Here is a 15,991-nt window from a genome sequence, read left to right as displayed (position 1 = left end):
AATGGCTTTACCCTCTCCGGCCTGCGGTGATTTTCCGACCCCACCTGATCTGGTGACAGCGGTGTTGCGCTGCCTGCAGGTACGGGGCGATCGCTGGCCTAGAGTGCTAGAACCGACCTGTGGCACCGGTAACTTTATCCGGGGGTTGCTGGCACTGACGGACCCCCCCAGGGAAATCTGGGCGATTGAGGCTAATACTGATTATGTGGATCAGGTGCAGTATTTAGCCCAACAGTCGGTTCAGACCCAGATTTGGGTACGGCAGGCGCATCTGTTCGATGTCCCTCTGCAGCATCTGCCCTGGCAAACGTCTGGTCCCTTACTGGTGATGGGTAATCCCCCCTGGGTGACGAATGCCCGCTTGGGTTCTCTAGGGAGTGCTAACCTGCCAGCCAAGCGTAATTTACGCCGACTGCGGGGCATTGATGCCCTGACGGGGGCCTCCAACTTTGACCTGGCGGAGGCAGTCTGGTGCAAACTGATTGAAGACCTACTGGAGCAATGCCCAACGATCGCCCTGTTGTGCAAGACTGCGGTGGCCCGGCGCATTCTGCAGATTGCCTGGGAGCGGCAGTGGCCGATCGGGAATGGGGCCATCCACACGATCGAGGCTCGCCGCTGGTTCGGTGCGGCGGTGGGGGCCTGTCTGTTTCACCTGGAGATTACGTCCGCCACGCCCTGCTATGAGGTGGGCCTGTATCCCGATCTGGAGATCGATTGCCCAACCTCTAGGCTGAGCCTGGCAGGCAAAAAGTTAATTGCTAATGCGACACTCTACCAGCAATTTTCCTTTCTGGAGGGGCGCAGTGGGATAATCTGGCGACAGGGGGTGAAACATGATGCGGCCCCGGTGATGGAATTGACCCAGAAGGGGCCAGGGCGTTTTCAGAATCAACTGGGCGAAACGGTTGACATTGAACCGGCCTATCTCTACCCCCTGTTGAAAAGTTCTGATCTGTTTCGAGACAGGTCAGGGAGTCAACGGGCTGTGATTGTGACTCAAACCCGATTGGGCCAGGATACTGCCCACCTGGAAAAAGAGGCTCCCCGCCTTTGGCGCTATCTGCAGCACCATCAGGCTTTTTTTGCCAGGCGTAAGTCCTCACTTTATCAAAACAAACCCGCCTTTTCCATGTTTGGGGTGGGGGACTATACATTTTCTCCCTACAAGGTCGCGATCGCGGGCTTCTATGCCGAGCCTCGCTTTCGGTTGCTGACATCGGTTCACGATCGGCCCATGCTGCTGGATGATACCTGCTATTTTCTCCCCTGCCACTCCTTAGACCAAGCTCAGCAAATCCAGGCATTTTTGAGCAGTCCGCCCTGTTTGGGCTTCATCCAGGCTCAGGTGTTTCCCGATGCCAAGCGACCCATCACTAAAAAACTGCTGCAGTCGATCCAGTTACCAGACTGATCCCTGGCCCTCGATCGGTGTAGAAATGTGACCCTCAGCGACGATCCTTTAAGTCTTGATAAGAGAAAAACTCATTCCCTGATCCCTGGTCAAGGTTTAAGTTAAATAGTCTTGAAGAAAAAAAATAGGGTTGCTGGCCCTGCGGTGAACGTATTTTTTGAGTGGGTCGGGAGTGCGAGTATGTCCACGGATGTTGGTTTTGAATGTCCCAAGTGTCAAAAAAATGGTCTTGTTCGTTTGCATGGGGACAGTTACAAGTTTGAATGTATTTACTGTCACTACAAAGACGATCTGAATAAATCGCCGCAATCCTCCCCGTCAGGAGATGCTGGGGCGATTATTTTAGGAATTTTGCATGCGACGGTCTTAATTCTGATTCTTTTAAGTGTCCGCCACCGGCCTGGATTCTTAAAAGGAGAAAACCGTCCGCACAGTGCCCTGCCAGATCGTTGTACCAGCCCGGTTGTTCGGATGAGTCACAATGCTCAGGGTGGGGGTCAGGCTGACGGTGTCGCTCAGAAAAAGATTGTAGAACACCTCATAGTTCGTCTGGGTTGCGTTGCCTAGCTGGTTTTCGATCAAGGGCTGGCCGATTGCGATTCCGGCAATGGTACCTGGAATCCCAATATCTCGGAAGCCTACCCCGATCGCCCAAGTCTGGACGCTCAAGTCCAGATTCGTTCCTAACAGGTTATTGAAACCCTGATAGGTGCCGAAGCCATAGCGACCGAATAGCCCCATTTTGCGGGTCATAGCCCATTCCCCGTTGATCCCCCCAGCATTGATGCGGGTTTGATCGATGTTCGCATTGGTATATTGCAGGCGAATCGCGATCGCAGGATGCATCCGATATTCTACTTCGGCACTGCCCTGATACTGATTCCCCCCCAAGAGCCCCCCATTCCCTGTGGGTAAATTGGCGTTGGCTGCCGCATAGAGAGCTCTGAAGGTGAAGGGGCTCTGGCTCGGCTTCCAGACCAATGCTGCTCCTGCACCACCTGGCCGATCAATCCGGTTCTGGACAATCAAGGGATTGTTGACGAAGAAACTGGAGCTGAAATCAACGGCAGAATTATTGGCGTAGCTGTTGCGATCGATAAAATCACGGGGCAAAATCTGGGGGCCTGCGGTGATGGCCAGGTCAGGTAGGGGCATGAACGTGTAGGATAGCCGCCGCAGGATGACCGTACTCCCAACAGCGGTATAGTCCAGCCCTCCCCCATCCGCCAGCAATCCGGTTGTGCCCAGCAGATTGGTGCCATCCTGGTGAGCCAGCCCGATCGCGTCTAGGCCATTGTTTCCGGTTTCCAGTTGCACCACCAGACGGGATTTCGGGGTGAAATTGGTCAGCCAGTCCAATCTGGTACGGGCAACCACGGTGGTTCCGGCAGCGCTCCCCCCGGTGAAGGCCAGAATGGCCTGACCCTGCAGTTTTGTGGTTGGTGAGAATTGTCTTCCCTGCAGGTTAAGGGTCCGGGTTTCCAGATCGGTGAGACGATTTGCCAGTTCTGGTAGGGCAACTTTATACTGCGCTTGCAGGCGTTTGAGGGTCAGGATATCCTCCTGCTCCAGGACGATCGCCCCCCGATCGGTGGCCACCTGTTGCTGAATTTTTTGCAGGAAGGCATAAAGGGCGGCAGCAAATTCATCGCGGGATAGCGTTCGGTTGCCCCGAAAGCGACGATCGGGGTAACCGGTTAAGGCCCCATAGCGCCTGATCAGGGATTCTAGGGCCTGATAGGCCCAGTCAGAGGGTTGAACATCAGTGAGTTCAGAAACCGAGGTAACCTCCAACATGGCGGGGTCAATATCGGCAACAGAGTCGCCAGGGCGACTTTGGGCCGCTGCCGATGGGTGGAAGCTGACCCAGCCCAGGATGCCCATCAGCCCGATTTGCAACCAGATCTGCTTCACGCCGTTACTCCTTGTTCCACAATTGCCCTGGGTGTATTTTATGCATTGTGAGGGTGGGGACGTTCTGGATTGATGGTATGCAATGACATTTTAATCTTGATTTAGAGTCCTTCCTTAACCGTCTTGGCGTAGAATCAGGCAGTTCATCGACTACGGCAGGATGAGAGGATAATGATTGACAGTGCAGACACCACGATCGATATCATCCGGGCACGGGAGATTCTTGACTCCCGTGGCAGACCTACTGTTGAGGCGGAGGTTCATCTGATCAACGGCGTTGTAGGGCTGGCACAGGTCCCCAGTGGAGCCTCTACAGGTAGCTTTGAAGCCCATGAGTTACGAGATGAAGACGCCGATCGTTACAACGGCAAAGGTGTTCTGAAGGCGGTTCGGAATGTGGAAGAGGAAATTGCACCAGAATTGTTAGGCCTGGATGCCCTGGATCAGGTTCTGGTGGATCGGACCATGATTGATCTGGATGGAACGGCCAATAAGAACCGTCTGGGGGCCAATGCGATTCTGGCTGTTTCTCTGGCAACGGCTAAGGCCAGCGCTGCTTCTCTGAATATCCCCCTGTATCGCTATCTGGGCGGAACGCTGGCAAACATTCTGCCAGTCCCTATGATGAATGTCATCAATGGGGGAGCCCATGCCGATAACAACGTGGATTTTCAGGAATTTATGATTTTGCCGATCGGCGCATCGACCTTTCGAGACGCCCTGCGCTGTGGTGCGGAGGTGTTCGCAGCCCTCAGTAGTGTCTTGAAGCATAAGAAATTGTTAACTGGGGTTGGAGATGAAGGGGGCTTTGCCCCTAACCTGGAGTCGAATCAGGCGGCCCTTGACCTGCTGATGGCTGCGATCGATCAGGCGGGTTATAAGCCTGGTGAAGAAGTGGCCCTGGCTTTGGATGTGGCGGCCAGTGAGTTTTACAAAGAGGGCCAGTATACCTACGATGGTGCGGCTCATTCGGCTCCTGAATTCATTGACTATTTGGCTCAACTGGTGGATCAGTACCCGATCGTCTCCATTGAGGATGGGCTGCATGAAGAAGATTGGGAACATTGGAAACTCCTGACCGAAAAATTGGGGAGTCGGGTGCAACTGGTGGGGGATGATTTATTCGTCACCAATTCCACCCGCCTGCAGCGGGGGATTGAAAATAAGGCGGGCAACTCGATTCTGATCAAGTTGAATCAGATTGGTTCCCTGACTGAAACCCTGGAAACGATCGACCTGGCGACCCGGAATGCTTTCCGATCCGTGATCAGCCACCGATCTGGAGAAACGGAAGACACCACGATTGCCGATCTGGCAGTGGCCACCCGGGCCGGTCAGATTAAGACTGGCTCTCTCTGCCGCAGTGAGCGGGTTGCCAAGTATAATCGGCTACTGCGGATTGAGGACGAATTGGGTGATCAGGCTGTCTATGCAGCCACGATCGGGTTTGGTCCCCCGGCCCGGCCATAGTCGGAGTGAGGCAGGAGCAGAGAGGTTTGACTCTGCTCCCTGTCTTGCTGGGGAGGGGTGATCTATCCGGTGCTGTGCCCTCAGTCCGGTTATTCTGAAGGGTTTGTCCGGGTTGTTCCACGGGCCTCAAGGGTGGGATTACCACAATTTGGGCAGGGGATCCGGCGATTCAATTGTTGCTAAATTTGCCAGAATAGAGCGGTAAGCTGGAGGCAATCCGATCGGCGAAACGTGGCTTGCATCGCTCACCCTCAGTCTCTTTTTAGTCAACTGGCAGGACAATCAGGATGGACAATAATAACTGGCTGCAGCAGCTACTGATGATTGGTATCGGCACCACTTCCCTGGTAGCAGAGAAACTGCGCGAGGTCAGTGATGAGTGGGTGCGGGAAGGAAAGATCAACCCTGAACAAGCCAAGGGCTTTGTGGATGATCTGATGGAGCATCTTAAAATGGAACAGGGGAATTTTGAAACCCAGATGCAGCGTCAACTCCGCAATGTCTTACAGGATATTGGGGTGCCCCGTCAGTCGGAAATGGATGAATTGCGGGGCCGTCTGGATCGCCTGGAACGGCAGATGCGCGATCTGGAAAATCGCCTCTGGCGATAGCCCTTCCCCACATCCTGTTGGAGGGTATTTGTCATTTGCCTCCTATCGTGGATGAATAATTAATAGCTGCTGCCTTTTGGAGGAAGTTATTTTGCGAGATATTTTAATTAGCCTGGGGGTCATGCTGGCCTTCTGCCTGCTGCTCGTGGTGACCCAAATCAGCACGAGCCGGGGCTCAGCCCTGGCGGCGGAACAGCCTTCGGTCTCGATCGCCGAAATCCAAGCTCCTGACCCATCGATTTCAGAAACACCCGTCCTGACTCTGGCCGACGCTACCCCCCTACAGGTTTCCATGGAAAACAATCAAACATCCGTTACGACTGACTCCGGTCTTCAGTATGTTGAACTGGTCGAAGGCACCGGAGCCACTCCCCAAACTGGGCAGATGGTGACGGTTCACTACACAGGCACCCTGGAGAATGGCAAAAAGTTTGACAGTTCCCGCGATCGGGACCGTCCCTTTCAATTCAAGATTGGCGTGGGCCAGGTGATCAAAGGTTGGGATGAGGGCGTCGGCTCGATGAAAGTTGGGGGTCGCCGCCAACTGATTATTCCACCCGATCTGGGTTATGGGGCTCAAGGGGCAGGAGGTGTGATTCCTCCCAATGCGACCCTGATCTTTGATGTGGAGCTGTTAGGCGTTAATTAGAATGGAAATTCAGGACGCAGCCCTGCGTCCTGAAAACATTGAATTTTCTTAACCGCGATTCGGGGTGGCTAGGTTGCGGAAGCGAGTGAATTGGGGCTCGAACAGCAGTTTCACAGTGCCGGTGGGGCCATTCCGATGTTTGGTGATGATGATTTCGGCAATTCCTCGATCGGGGGTATCGGGGTTGTAGTACTCATCCCGATAAATCATCATGATCAGGTCTGAGTCCTGCTCGATACTGCCGGATTCCCGCAAATCCGACATCATGGGGCGCTTGTTGGTCCTGGACTCCACACCCCGGCTGAGTTGGGACAGGGCAATGATCGGTACCTGTAACTCCCTGGCCAAGCCTTTCAGCCCTCGGGTGACTTTGGACAGTTCCTGGACCCGGTTATCCCCTCCACTGCCCTCCATGAGCTGGAGGTAGTCAATCAAAATTAGACCCAGGGGCTGGCCGCTCTCCGCCTGCAGCTTGCGGGCCTTCGATCGCATTTCATTGACCGTAATATCTGGGGTATCGTCAATAAATATGGGCAACTGGGAGAGATTGCTGATGGCATGGCCCAGGGGTTCCCATTCGTTCTGGCTGATCCGACCAGCCCGCAGCCGCCCACTCTCCACCTGGGATTCCCCCGATAGCAGTCGGTAAACCAGTTGCTCTTTGGACATCTCCAGGCTGAAGACGGCTACCGGCATCTTATGGAACGCAGCAATGTTACGGCCAATGTTCAGCACGAAGCTGGTTTTTCCCATCGATGGACGCCCTGCTACAATCACTAGGTCCGATCGCTGGAATCCCTGAGTCATGGCATCCAGATCATAGAAACCACAGGCGATCCCAGGCAGGACCAGCCCCAGGGAGCGATTCTCGATGTCCGAAAATGTATCGGTCAGGATGTCGGAAGTGGCCATCAGCCCTCGGGAAGGCCGATCTTGGGTAATACTGAAAACCTTTTGTTCGGATTGGTCTAAGACGGTAGCTAGGTCTGTACCCGTTTCATAACCCAGTTGCACCACTTCCTGCCCTGCCTGGATCAGTTTGCGACGCAGGTACTTATCCATCACCAGGCTGGCATACTGGTCTACGTTGACAGCGCTGATCGTGCGTTCTACCAGTTGGGCCAGCCGCCCCTGCCCCCCCACTTTGCCCAGGAGTTGATGATCCTGCAGCCAGGCAGTGACACTCATTAAATCTGTGGGTCTACCCTGGCTATGCAGGGCCAGCATGGCCCGATAGATCTGCTGGTGGGCGTTGATATAGAGGGCTTCCGGGCGTAATCGATCAGCAACCCGACCCATAGCCTCCGGATCCAGCAAGATACCGCCGAGAATCGCTTCCTCGGCATCAATATTTTGGGGCGGAAGACGATCACTGACAGCCTGAAAGTTCAGTTCCTGCACCATAACTGCTGACACCAGATGAAGAGGGAAAAACGGTGTAGCAACTATTATAGTACATAAGTACTAATAAAAATATAAGTCACAGACTGATCTACACCGAATTAGATAGTACACCCTACTAACAGTGTCCGTCAAAAGTATCAACGCTAGGGGTAGGGGTTCATCGGGGGTTTAGATCAGCCTGCGATTGGATTGTGAAGAATCAAGCCTCAGGCGATGGACTTTAGTTCGCCACAACCTGAACTTCAATCTCTACAGAGACTTCTGGATGTAACTTAATCTCGGCCTGGTACGAGCCCAATTTATGAATCGCAGGCAGGGTGATTTCCCGCCGGTCCACGTCCTGCCCCAGAGCTTCCTGGAGAGCCGCAGCGATTTCCCGCTCAGTCACTGTACCAAAAATAGCATCGTTTTCCCCCACCTGTTTGCTGATGGTGATTTTGCCAATCTTCTCGATCTCGACTTTTTGAGCTTCTGCCACTTTTTTTAGCTCCAGAAGCCGTTGCCGTTCTTCTTCCTTGCGCCGTTCGACCTGTTTTAGAATGCCAGGGGTTGTCCGGAGGGCCAGACCGGAGGGAATTAAGTAATTCCGGGCATAACCGGGGGCAACTTCAACCACATCGCCTGTCCTGCCCAGCTTGCTGATGTCCTGCTTAAGGACTAGTTGAACCCGTTTTGCCATAGCTTTGTCCTGTTAACCGTGAATCTAAATCGAATAAGGGGAATGGAGGTACCCAGACAGAAACTGGCCTGTCCAACCTGGCTATCCAGCTCTGAATCAATCCTTCGCATAATAATGAGTTCCAGTAAAGCTATTGCCCATACGCGATCGACTGTTCAGAAGCTGATCTTCCCAAAATCTTAATTTCTCAACGCCGATATTATTTCTGGCGAGGAAATGGGTGACGAAGAATTTTAGCCAAGACCATTAATCATAACGAAATGAAAGGAACGATTGCAAGCCCCTCTGATCCGATTTATCGGGGAATTGCCTGGTTACAAGTGTTATATGCAGCATCGGTGTAAGAAAAATGTCCCGGTGTGATTTCAAACAGATTGCCCGTCTAGTTGGTATTGATGCGTCGGAAGGAAGATTTAGCAAGGGATGAGTATGACCTTCAGATTCTTGAGAGGACTAATGTTGATTGCCATTGGCTCCCTAATGGCCAGTTGCGGTGCTGCTATTTCGGAAGGAGAGGTTTCTCAATCTCCTTCGTCTGCCGTGAGTTCTCCCCAGCCTTTAGCCAAGGTAGACCCAACCGCCCAGATTACAGAAATTCAGAAACAGCCAGTCCTGGTCCGGCAATTACAGGCTAAGGAGGAGATTGCGGGCCGTGAAGGGATGGGATTGCAGATGGGAGAAACCATTCGGACTCAGGGAGAGGCAATGGCCGAAATTACCCTGCAGAATGGCCTGGGATTTCGACTGGCCCGCAACTCCGTACTGACGATCAACCCTCAGAATGAGTTGAATCTGACTTCAGGAGATATGCTCACCTGGGTGCCACCGGGCCGGAAAATTCCGGCTACGATCGTCACTCCCACTGCCATTGCTGGGATTCGGGGCACCACTGTTTTCGTCAGTGTGCCCAAAGATGGTAAAACCCCAGCGACATTTTTCTCCTGGGAGGGGACCGTGGCGGTGCGGGTGAAGGGCCATAACGAAGAAATGCTCTTGAGAACTGGAGAAGAGGTGAAGATTGGCCCTGGAGATCGGGATATTGCAAAGCTGCGACGCAAGATTCGCCGTTTCAGTCGGCGGGAGTTTCTGCGGCGGCGGAAAGAATCTGTGATGATGAACCAATTTCGCAAGCCGATCGCCACCCATAAGGTGATTGAAGCGGCGATCCCAGGCCGAAACCCATCCCCTTAATAACATTGCAGCTACGATGCGGCCTTTTTTCGGCTGGTGGTTGTGGTTTTAGTGGTTTTATCAGTAGTCTTTTTGGTTGCAGCCGTTTTAGTTGCAGCCGTTTTAGTTGCAGTCTTTTTGGTTGTAGTTTTCTTTGTCGTAGTCTTCTTCGCCGCAGTTGTGTCCGTCTCCGGTTCGGTGGTTGCTGTGCGGCTTGCCTTAGGTTTTCGACCAGACTTCGCTGTCTTTGATTTGGCTGCCAGCAATTCTAGAGCCGCTTCCAGAGTCAGGGATTCTACCGTCTGCCCCTCAGGTAAAGAAACATTTATCTTTTGATGCTTGATGTAAGGGCCGTAGGGACCATCATATACATTAACAGGCTCTGCATCGGCTGGATGAGCCCCCAACTCCCGCAGAGGCTTGGCTGTTTTACGGCTCCCGCGACCTGTTTTCGGCTCATTCAGGAGTTCGATCGCCCGCTCCAGAGAAATGGTCACTACATCATCGCCCGCTTTTAGCGATCGATATTCTTTCCCCTCTTTGCCTAGATCCAGGACAATGTAAGGTCCAAAGCGGCCCATACCCGCCTGGATTTTACCCCCCTTCTCAGGATGGGACCCCAGCAACCGGGGTAAGGAGAGGAGCCCTTCTGCTTCTTCCAGGGTCAGGGCTTCCATGGTTTTGCCTTTGGGCAAGGAGGCGCGCTTGGGTTTGGGATTTTCTGCCGTGGCATCTCCCAACTGGACGTAAGGCCCATAGCTGCCAACCAGAATGTAAATGGGTTCCCCGGTCTCGGAATGGAAACCCAGCTTGTCTGGCCCTTCCGTTTTCTGCCGGAGTAGGGTTTCCACCTGATCTGGATCTAGATCGGCAGGCATGACATCTTTGGGAATTGAGGCTTTGACTAACCCTTCTCCGTTTTCTACCTCCAGGTAGGGACCAAAGCGACCAATTCGAACTTTCGCGTCCAGATCTGCCAACTCAACGGTACGGGCAGCAGCTGGGTCGATCTGACTTTCCTGTTCCTTGACCTGAGTTTCTAGCCCGCTTTCCCCCAGATAGAAGTTCCGCAGATAGGGTAACCAGGCTGCTTCTCCGGTGGAAATTTCATCCAGAGTCTGTTCCATGCGGGCGGTGAAGCTGGTATCCACCAAGTCAGGAAAATAGCGCTCCAGTAGAGAAGTGACTGCAAAGGCGGTGAAGGTCGGCACCAGTGTGTTATTCGTCATCTGGGCATAGCCCCGATCGATAATGGTGCCAATGATTGTGGCATAGGTACTGGGCCGACCAATGCCCTCGCTCTCCAGCATTTTTACCAGAGAGGCTTCGGTATAGCGGGCCGGGGGTTGGGTTTCATGGCCGATTGCAGCCAGTTCAGTACAGGTGGGGCTGTCTCCAACTTGCAAATCGGGCAGGATCACCTCCTGGTTTTCGATCGCAGCATCCGGATCATCAGACCCTTCCACATAGGCCCGGAAAAACCCTGGAAAATCAATCCGTTTGCCGCTGGCCCGAAACTCTGCATCTTCCACCTGGAGTTGCACGGTAATGTGGGTTTGGCGAGCTTCTGCCATTTGGGAAGCCACCGTCCGTTTCCAGATCAAGTCATAGAGCTGTAGTTCCCGGCCACTCAGGCCTGTTTCCTGGGGGGTTCGGAAGGTACTCCCGGCTGGGCGAATGGCTTCGTGAGCTTCCTGAGCTCCCTTGCTTTTGGTGGCGTACTGGCGCGGCTTCGGGCTCAGATACGCTGTTCCATACATGGCTTCCACACAGTCCCGGGCAGCCGTGATCGCCTGCTGGGACAGATGGACTGAATCGGTTCGCATGTAGGTGATGTAGCCCTGCTCATAGAGACTTTGGGCGACCCGCATGGTGTCCCGTGCCGACAGGCGTAGCTTGCGGTTCGACTCCTGCTGCAGGGTTGAGGTGGTAAAGGGAGCGGAGGGTTTGCGGGTGACGGGCCGTTCTTCCAGAGCCGCTACCTGCCAGGTTTTATCCTGCAGGCGTTCCTGTAAGGCCCGGGCTTCCGCTTCGTTCAGGAGCCGTACATTCCGACCAGCGATCACCTGACCTGTGGCTTCATTAAAATCCCCACCATTAGCCAGCCGGACTCCAGCTAGGGTCAGTAGTTTGGCTTCAAAGAGATTATCATCCTTAGTTAACTCTGCTTTCAGATCCCAGTAAGAGCCTTTCCGGAAGGCCCGACGCTGGCGCTCTCGTGTAACCAGGAGCCGCACCGCCACGGACTGCACTCGTCCGGCTGAGAGGCCCCAGGCAATTTTTTTCCAGAGCAGGGGAGAGAGGGTATAGCCGACCAGGCGATCGAGAATGCGTCGAGTTTCCTGGGCTCGTACCAGTTGCTCATCTACATTCCGACAGTTTTGGAGCGCAGTCTGAATGGCTTCCTGGGTGATCTCATGGAAAACCATGCGTTTGGTGGGGACTTTGGGTTTCAGTAACTGCAATAGATGCCAGCTAATACTTTCCCCTTCCCGGTCTTCGTCAGTAGCCAGGACCAGTTCATCTACTTCTTTAAGGGCATCCTTGAGGGACTTGACCACCTTGGCTTTGTCCTTAGGAACTACATACAGGGGCTCGAAATCGGCCTCAACGTTGACCCCCAATTGCGTCCATTTTTCTCCTTTGATGGCCGCTGGAATCTCGCTGGCGGACTGAGGTAAATCACGCACATGCCCCATGGATGCTTCTACCCGGTAGTTGGAGGGTAGATAGTTCCGAATGGTGCGAGCTTTGGTTGGAGATTCGACGATGACGAGGGTTGCCATGGACTCGTAAAGCAAACTAAACGGTTTGGAGGGGAGAAGGGGGTGAAGCCCCAGACCCCCACGAGGCAGAATTAGTCATGCGCAGCACTAAAAACTTGCAGACAAAAAATAACCTTGCAGGTTAAGGCTTCTGATCTCTACTTATAACCAATAATTACCAAATGCGCTGTTTTCAACGAAAGTTAAAGTTTTTCAGTGCAGAAATAGCAGCAGGTCTATGCTAATCATTCCAAACCCCTGGCCTCAATTCGTTCCGGATCCTCAACCCACGATCGAATGGGCAGGGTAGAATCCAGTATGATAAACAGAGTTTGACTCATCTTCTCTTCAATTCAGCTGAACCTATGGATTTTGCCAGCCTTGCCGCTCAACTAAATGCCGGCACCATTCTGCCTGAAGGCATTGTGATTATCACCTTGCTGGTGGTGTTGGTTGGGGACTTGATCGTCGGACGGACCTCCTCCCGCTGGACCCCCTATGTCACGATCGCTGGTTTAGTGTTGTCGGTTGTTGCTCTCTACTTTCAGTGGGATCTTGGCAATCCCATCTCCTTCTTGGGGGGGTTCAATGGTGATGCCCTCAGTGTGGTGTTTCGCGGCATCATTGCCCTGTCTGCAGCGGTGACAGTTTTGATGTCCGTGACCTATGTGGAGCAGTCTGGCACATCCCTGGGAGAATTTATCACCATTCTGCTCTCAGCTACGGTCGGTGCCATGTTTCTGGCTGGGGCAGACGAACTCGTGATGGTTTATGTCTCTCTGGAAACCTTAAGTATTGCCTCCTATCTGCTGACGGGTTACATGAAGCGGGATCCCCGTTCCAATGAGGCAGCCCTCAAATATTTGCTGATTGGTGCTTCCAGTTCAGCTATTTTCCTCTACGGCATTTCTCTGCTCTACGGGTTATCCGGTGGAGAAACCCGCTTGAGCGCGATCGCGGCCAGCTTAACCAGTACAACGGCTGAACCCTCGATCGGATTGGTGATTGCCCTGGTGTTTGCGATTGCCGGGATCGCCTTTAAGATCGCGGCGGTGCCCTTTCACCAGTGGACCCCTGACGTCTATGAGGGATCGCCCACCCCGGTCGTGGCTTTCCTGTCTGTAGGCTCCAAGGCTGCCGGATTTGCCCTGGCAATTCGTCTGCTGGTGACTGCTTTCCCCTCCCTTTCAGAAGAGTGGCGGTTCGTGTTCACGGCTCTGGCCATCCTCAGTATGGTTCTGGGCAATGTGGTGGCCCTGGCTCAGACTAGTATGAAGCGGATGTTGGCTTACTCCTCGATCGCCCAAGCTGGTTTTGTCATGATCGGGTTAATTACAGGCACCCAAGAGGGTTACGCCAGTATGTTGTTTTACCTGATTGTGTACCTGTTCATGAACTTGGGTGGGTTTGCCTGTGTGATTCTCTTTTCTCTGCGGACTGGGACTGACCAGATCAGTGAGTACTCCGGTCTGTATCAAAAGGATCCCTTGCTCACCCTGGTGCTGAGTATCTGTCTCCTCTCCCTTGGAGGGATTCCCCCCCTGGCAGGCTTCTTTGGCAAAATCTACCTGTTCTGGGCTGGTTGGAAGGCAGGAGCCTATGGACTGGTGTTGCTGGGCCTGGTGACCAGTGTGATCTCCATTTACTACTACATTCGAGTAGTGAAGATGATGGTGGTGAAGGAACCCCAGGAAATGTCAGAATCAGTGAAGAATTATCCTACCGTGCAGTGGACTTTGCCAGGTATGCGGCCTCTACAAGTGGGCTTGGTGCTGTCCCTGGTTGCCACCTCCTTAGCGGGTATCCTATCCAATCCCCTGTTTACCCTCTCCAATGATGCGATTACCAAAACTCCGATGTTCCGATCGACCCTGGTCAGCGTGAATCCCCCTGCCAGTGAAACCAAGCTGGCCTCAAGCCAGTAGGGTTCTAAGCTCCAACTCCTCTAAGGCGCACTAGATCTCCAACTTCTCCAAGAAGTTGGAGATTTTGCTTTAAAGATTGGTTGAAATGGCCTGTACCGGACAGGTCGGGATGCATTGTTCACAAACAATGCAGCGGGAGCGATTGAAATTCAGACGAAAAGTCTGGGGATCAAGGCTCAGGGCTTCGCTTGGGCAGACGCCGGTACAGAGACCGCAGTGAACACAGCGATCTTCATCAATCAGGATTTCCCGGCTGGCCAGGGAAACCCCGATATCCTGCGATCGCATCCAGTCGATCGCCGAATCCAATTGGTCAATATCTCCAGAAAGTTCCACCACCAGCTTACCGATCTGATTGGGGGCAACCTGGGCGCGGATGATATTGGCGGCGACGTTGAAATCCTTTGCCAGTCGATAGGTGACGGGCATTTGTACCGATCGTTTGGGGAAGGTTAGGGTGACCCGCTTTTTCACAGTCTTGCTACAGTGGTTCTGGTGGGCTCATCAACTGAACTAATCACTATCATGGCGCAAAATTCATCGACCGTTTCACCCGCTCCGACTTCCCAATCCTCAGCGGCTACTCTGGCCAACCGGCTGCGCAATTTCCTGATTGTCATGGTTGCCGTAGTTTTGAGTCTGGCCGTCTTCTTGGGGCTTCAGGGACAAACGGTCACAGCCAGCCTGGAGACTCAGGCCAAAGCAGCGGTGCCTTTGGAGACCGCACTGGTAAATGGCAAGCCCACCCTGATGGAGTTCTATGCCGATTGGTGTACCAGTTGTCAGGCGATGGCTGACGACCTGGAAACCCTGAAACAGACCTATGGGGAACGGGTCAACTTCGTCATGCTGAATGTGGATAACAGCAAGTGGTTGCCAGAAATTCTGAGTTATCGGGTCGATGGCATTCCCCATTTTGTGTTTTTGAACCAGGCCGGAGACGCGATTGCCAGCGCGATCGGAGAGCAACCCCGTCCCATCCTGGCGACCAATCTAGATGCCCTCGTCGCTGGAGAGGCGCTGCCTTACGCGCAAGCCAGTGGCCAGACCTCCAGCTTTTCCAGTCCGGTCAGTGCACAGGGACAGACCGATCCCCGCAGTCACGGCAGCCAGGTGGTGAACTGAGGGTTGAATGCCCGGCTAATTGGGCTCTGTTAATGCACCGCCTCAGCATGGGCAGTGGCCAACTGACCATCCTCCATGTGAACGATGCGATCGGCAATATCCAGAATTCGGTTGTCATGGGTCACCATCAAAATGGTACAGCCCTGCTCTTTCGCCAGCCGTTGCATCAAGTTGACCACATCCCTACCTGACTTGCTGTCCAGGGCTGCCGTGGGCTCGTCTGCGAGGACAATCTTGGGATGGCTGACTAGTGCTCGTGCGATCGCCACCCGCTGCTTCTGGCCTCCGGACAGATCCTCAGGGTAGTAGGTCAGGCGTTCTCCTAGCCCCACCAGTTGTAGCATCTCCGTCGCCCGCTGCTTGACTTCCGATTTCGTAAGCTTGCCATGCACCTCCAGCCCCATCTGCACATTTTGCAGGGCGGTCAAACTGCTGTGTAAGTTATGAGCCTGGAAGATATAGCCATTATTGCGACGAGCCTGGACCAGTTGTTCTGAATTGGCCCCACATAATTCTCGTCCCAGTACCTGCAAGCTGGCTCGCTGATCAGCCTCTTTGGGAGAGGATTGGGCCGATCGTAACGCCCCCGCCAGGGTCAGCAGGGTTGTCTTGCCCGACCCGGAAGGCCCCGTCATGATCACAATCTCCCCGGCCTGGATCTCCAGATTGATGTTAAACAGCACCTGTTTCCGCAGTTGTCCCTGCCCAAAATAATGATCCAGGTGACGCACCGTAATCACCGGATGCGCCGCAACCGGACCCGCCAGCAGAGCATCAGGCGTCAATTCAACAGCATTACGAACCATATTCCATCCCATCCTGTAATGTTGTGTGGTACTCGTAGAACCGCGATTTATCGCCGTTG

General features: G+C 53.7%; 13 protein-coding genes. 7 read left to right on the top strand and 6 right to left on the bottom strand.

Annotation, left to right across the window (positions count from 1 at the left end):
• The first annotated feature begins 1 nt into the window (after position 1).
• A complete protein-coding gene (locus BST81_RS05660; protein WP_075597570.1) occupies positions 2-1,414 on the top strand; it encodes a hypothetical protein in 1,413 nt (470 codons plus the stop codon).
• A gap of 408 nt (positions 1,415-1,822) precedes the next feature.
• On the opposite strand, the gene BST81_RS05655 is transcribed toward BST81_RS05660, so the two are convergent.
• Positions 1,823-3,328, bottom strand: a complete 1,506-nt coding sequence (locus tag BST81_RS05655; RefSeq protein ID WP_216351227.1) for an iron uptake porin — start codon at positions 3,326-3,328, stop codon at positions 1,823-1,825.
• A 171-nt stretch (positions 3,329-3,499) separates the two neighbouring features.
• Between BST81_RS05655 and eno the strand changes: the two genes are divergently transcribed.
• The 3 genes from eno (at position 3,500) to BST81_RS05640 (ending at position 6,058) form a co-directional block, all read left to right on the top strand.
• On the top strand, positions 3,500-4,798 hold the full coding sequence (gene eno / locus BST81_RS05650) for a phosphopyruvate hydratase (RefSeq protein ID WP_075597568.1): 1,299 nt from the start codon (positions 3,500-3,502) through the stop codon (positions 4,796-4,798).
• Positions 4,799-5,085: 287 nt separating this feature from the next.
• Positions 5,086-5,409 (top strand): phasin family protein, encoded by a 324-nt coding sequence (locus BST81_RS05645; protein ID WP_075597567.1) that lies wholly within the window; start codon positions 5,086-5,088, stop codon positions 5,407-5,409.
• Between the two features lie 91 nt (positions 5,410-5,500).
• Positions 5,501-6,058: an FKBP-type peptidyl-prolyl cis-trans isomerase gene (locus BST81_RS05640; protein WP_075597566.1), complete on the top strand. Its 558-nt coding sequence runs from the start codon at positions 5,501-5,503 to the stop codon at positions 6,056-6,058.
• 48 nt (positions 6,059-6,106) lie between these two features.
• Here the strand turns inward: BST81_RS05640 and dnaB are convergent, their stop codons facing one another.
• Together dnaB and rplI are read right to left on the bottom strand one after the other, a co-directional pair.
• Positions 6,107-7,462, bottom strand: a complete 1,356-nt coding sequence (dnaB, locus tag BST81_RS05635; RefSeq protein WP_075597565.1) for a replicative DNA helicase — start codon at positions 7,460-7,462, stop codon at positions 6,107-6,109.
• Positions 7,463-7,682: 220 nt separating this feature from the next.
• Positions 7,683-8,141, bottom strand: coding sequence for a 50S ribosomal protein L9 (rplI, locus tag BST81_RS05630; RefSeq protein WP_075597564.1), 459 nt, complete (start codon positions 8,139-8,141; stop codon positions 7,683-7,685).
• A 456-nt stretch (positions 8,142-8,597) separates the two neighbouring features.
• Between rplI and BST81_RS05625 the strand changes: the two genes are divergently transcribed.
• Positions 8,598-9,332 (top strand): FecR family protein, encoded by a 735-nt coding sequence (locus tag BST81_RS05625; RefSeq protein WP_075597563.1) that lies wholly within the window; start codon positions 8,598-8,600, stop codon positions 9,330-9,332.
• Between the two features lie 11 nt (positions 9,333-9,343).
• On the opposite strand, the gene topA is transcribed toward BST81_RS05625, so the two are convergent.
• Positions 9,344-12,097, bottom strand: a complete 2,754-nt coding sequence (topA, locus tag BST81_RS05620) for a type I DNA topoisomerase (protein ID WP_075597562.1) — start codon at positions 12,095-12,097, stop codon at positions 9,344-9,346.
• A 344-nt stretch (positions 12,098-12,441) separates the two neighbouring features.
• Between topA and BST81_RS05615 the strand changes: the two genes are divergently transcribed.
• The gene (locus BST81_RS05615) at positions 12,442-14,001 is read left to right on the top strand and encodes an NAD(P)H-quinone oxidoreductase subunit N (RefSeq protein ID WP_075597561.1); all 1,560 of its coding nucleotides are present in this window, start codon (positions 12,442-12,444) and stop codon (positions 13,999-14,001) included.
• 69 nt (positions 14,002-14,070) lie between these two features.
• Here the strand turns inward: BST81_RS05615 and BST81_RS05610 are convergent, their stop codons facing one another.
• Complete coding sequence (locus tag BST81_RS05610) at positions 14,071-14,475, bottom strand: NIL domain-containing protein (protein ID WP_075597560.1); 405 nt, start codon at positions 14,473-14,475, stop codon at positions 14,071-14,073.
• A 51-nt stretch (positions 14,476-14,526) separates the two neighbouring features.
• On the opposite strand from BST81_RS05610, the gene BST81_RS05605 reads away from it, so the two are divergent.
• Complete coding sequence (locus BST81_RS05605) at positions 14,527-15,126, top strand: thioredoxin family protein (protein ID WP_075597559.1); 600 nt, start codon at positions 14,527-14,529, stop codon at positions 15,124-15,126.
• Positions 15,127-15,155: 29 nt separating this feature from the next.
• Here BST81_RS05605 and BST81_RS05600 read toward each other — a convergent pair whose 3' ends face one another.
• Positions 15,156-15,932: a DevA family ABC transporter ATP-binding protein gene (locus BST81_RS05600; protein ID WP_083636687.1), complete on the bottom strand. Its 777-nt coding sequence runs from the start codon at positions 15,930-15,932 to the stop codon at positions 15,156-15,158.
• Positions 15,933-15,991 lie beyond the last annotated feature (59 nt).

It is taken from the genome of Leptolyngbya sp. 'hensonii', assembly GCF_001939115.1.
Lineage (GTDB): Bacteria > Cyanobacteriota > Cyanobacteriia.
The sequence above is the reverse complement of the archived record's forward strand: the minus strand, read 5'-3'. Positions and strand labels throughout refer to the sequence as shown.

Excerpts from the sequence above, each read along its gene's own strand:
- BST81_RS05660 (WP_075597570.1), top strand. The coding sequence starts at position 2 with ATGGCTTTACCCTCTCCGGCCTGCGGTGATTTTCCGACCCCACCTGAT.
- eno (WP_075597568.1), top strand. The coding sequence starts at position 3,500 with ATGATTGACAGTGCAGACACCACGATCGATATCATCCGGGCACGGGAG.
- BST81_RS05645 (WP_075597567.1), top strand. The coding sequence starts at position 5,086 with ATGGACAATAATAACTGGCTGCAGCAGCTACTGATGATTGGTATCGGC.
- dnaB (WP_075597565.1), bottom strand. The coding sequence starts at position 7,462 with ATGGTGCAGGAACTGAACTTTCAGGCTGTCAGTGATCGTCTTCCGCCC.
- rplI (WP_075597564.1), bottom strand. The coding sequence starts at position 8,141 with ATGGCAAAACGGGTTCAACTAGTCCTTAAGCAGGACATCAGCAAGCTG.
- BST81_RS05625 (WP_075597563.1), top strand. The coding sequence starts at position 8,598 with ATGTTGATTGCCATTGGCTCCCTAATGGCCAGTTGCGGTGCTGCTATT.
- topA (WP_075597562.1), bottom strand. The coding sequence starts at position 12,097 with ATGGCAACCCTCGTCATCGTCGAATCTCCAACCAAAGCTCGCACCATT.
- BST81_RS05615 (WP_075597561.1), top strand. The coding sequence starts at position 12,442 with ATGGATTTTGCCAGCCTTGCCGCTCAACTAAATGCCGGCACCATTCTG.
- BST81_RS05605 (WP_075597559.1), top strand. The coding sequence starts at position 14,527 with ATGGCGCAAAATTCATCGACCGTTTCACCCGCTCCGACTTCCCAATCC.
- BST81_RS05600 (WP_083636687.1), bottom strand. The coding sequence starts at position 15,932 with ATGGTTCGTAATGCTGTTGAATTGACGCCTGATGCTCTGCTGGCGGGT.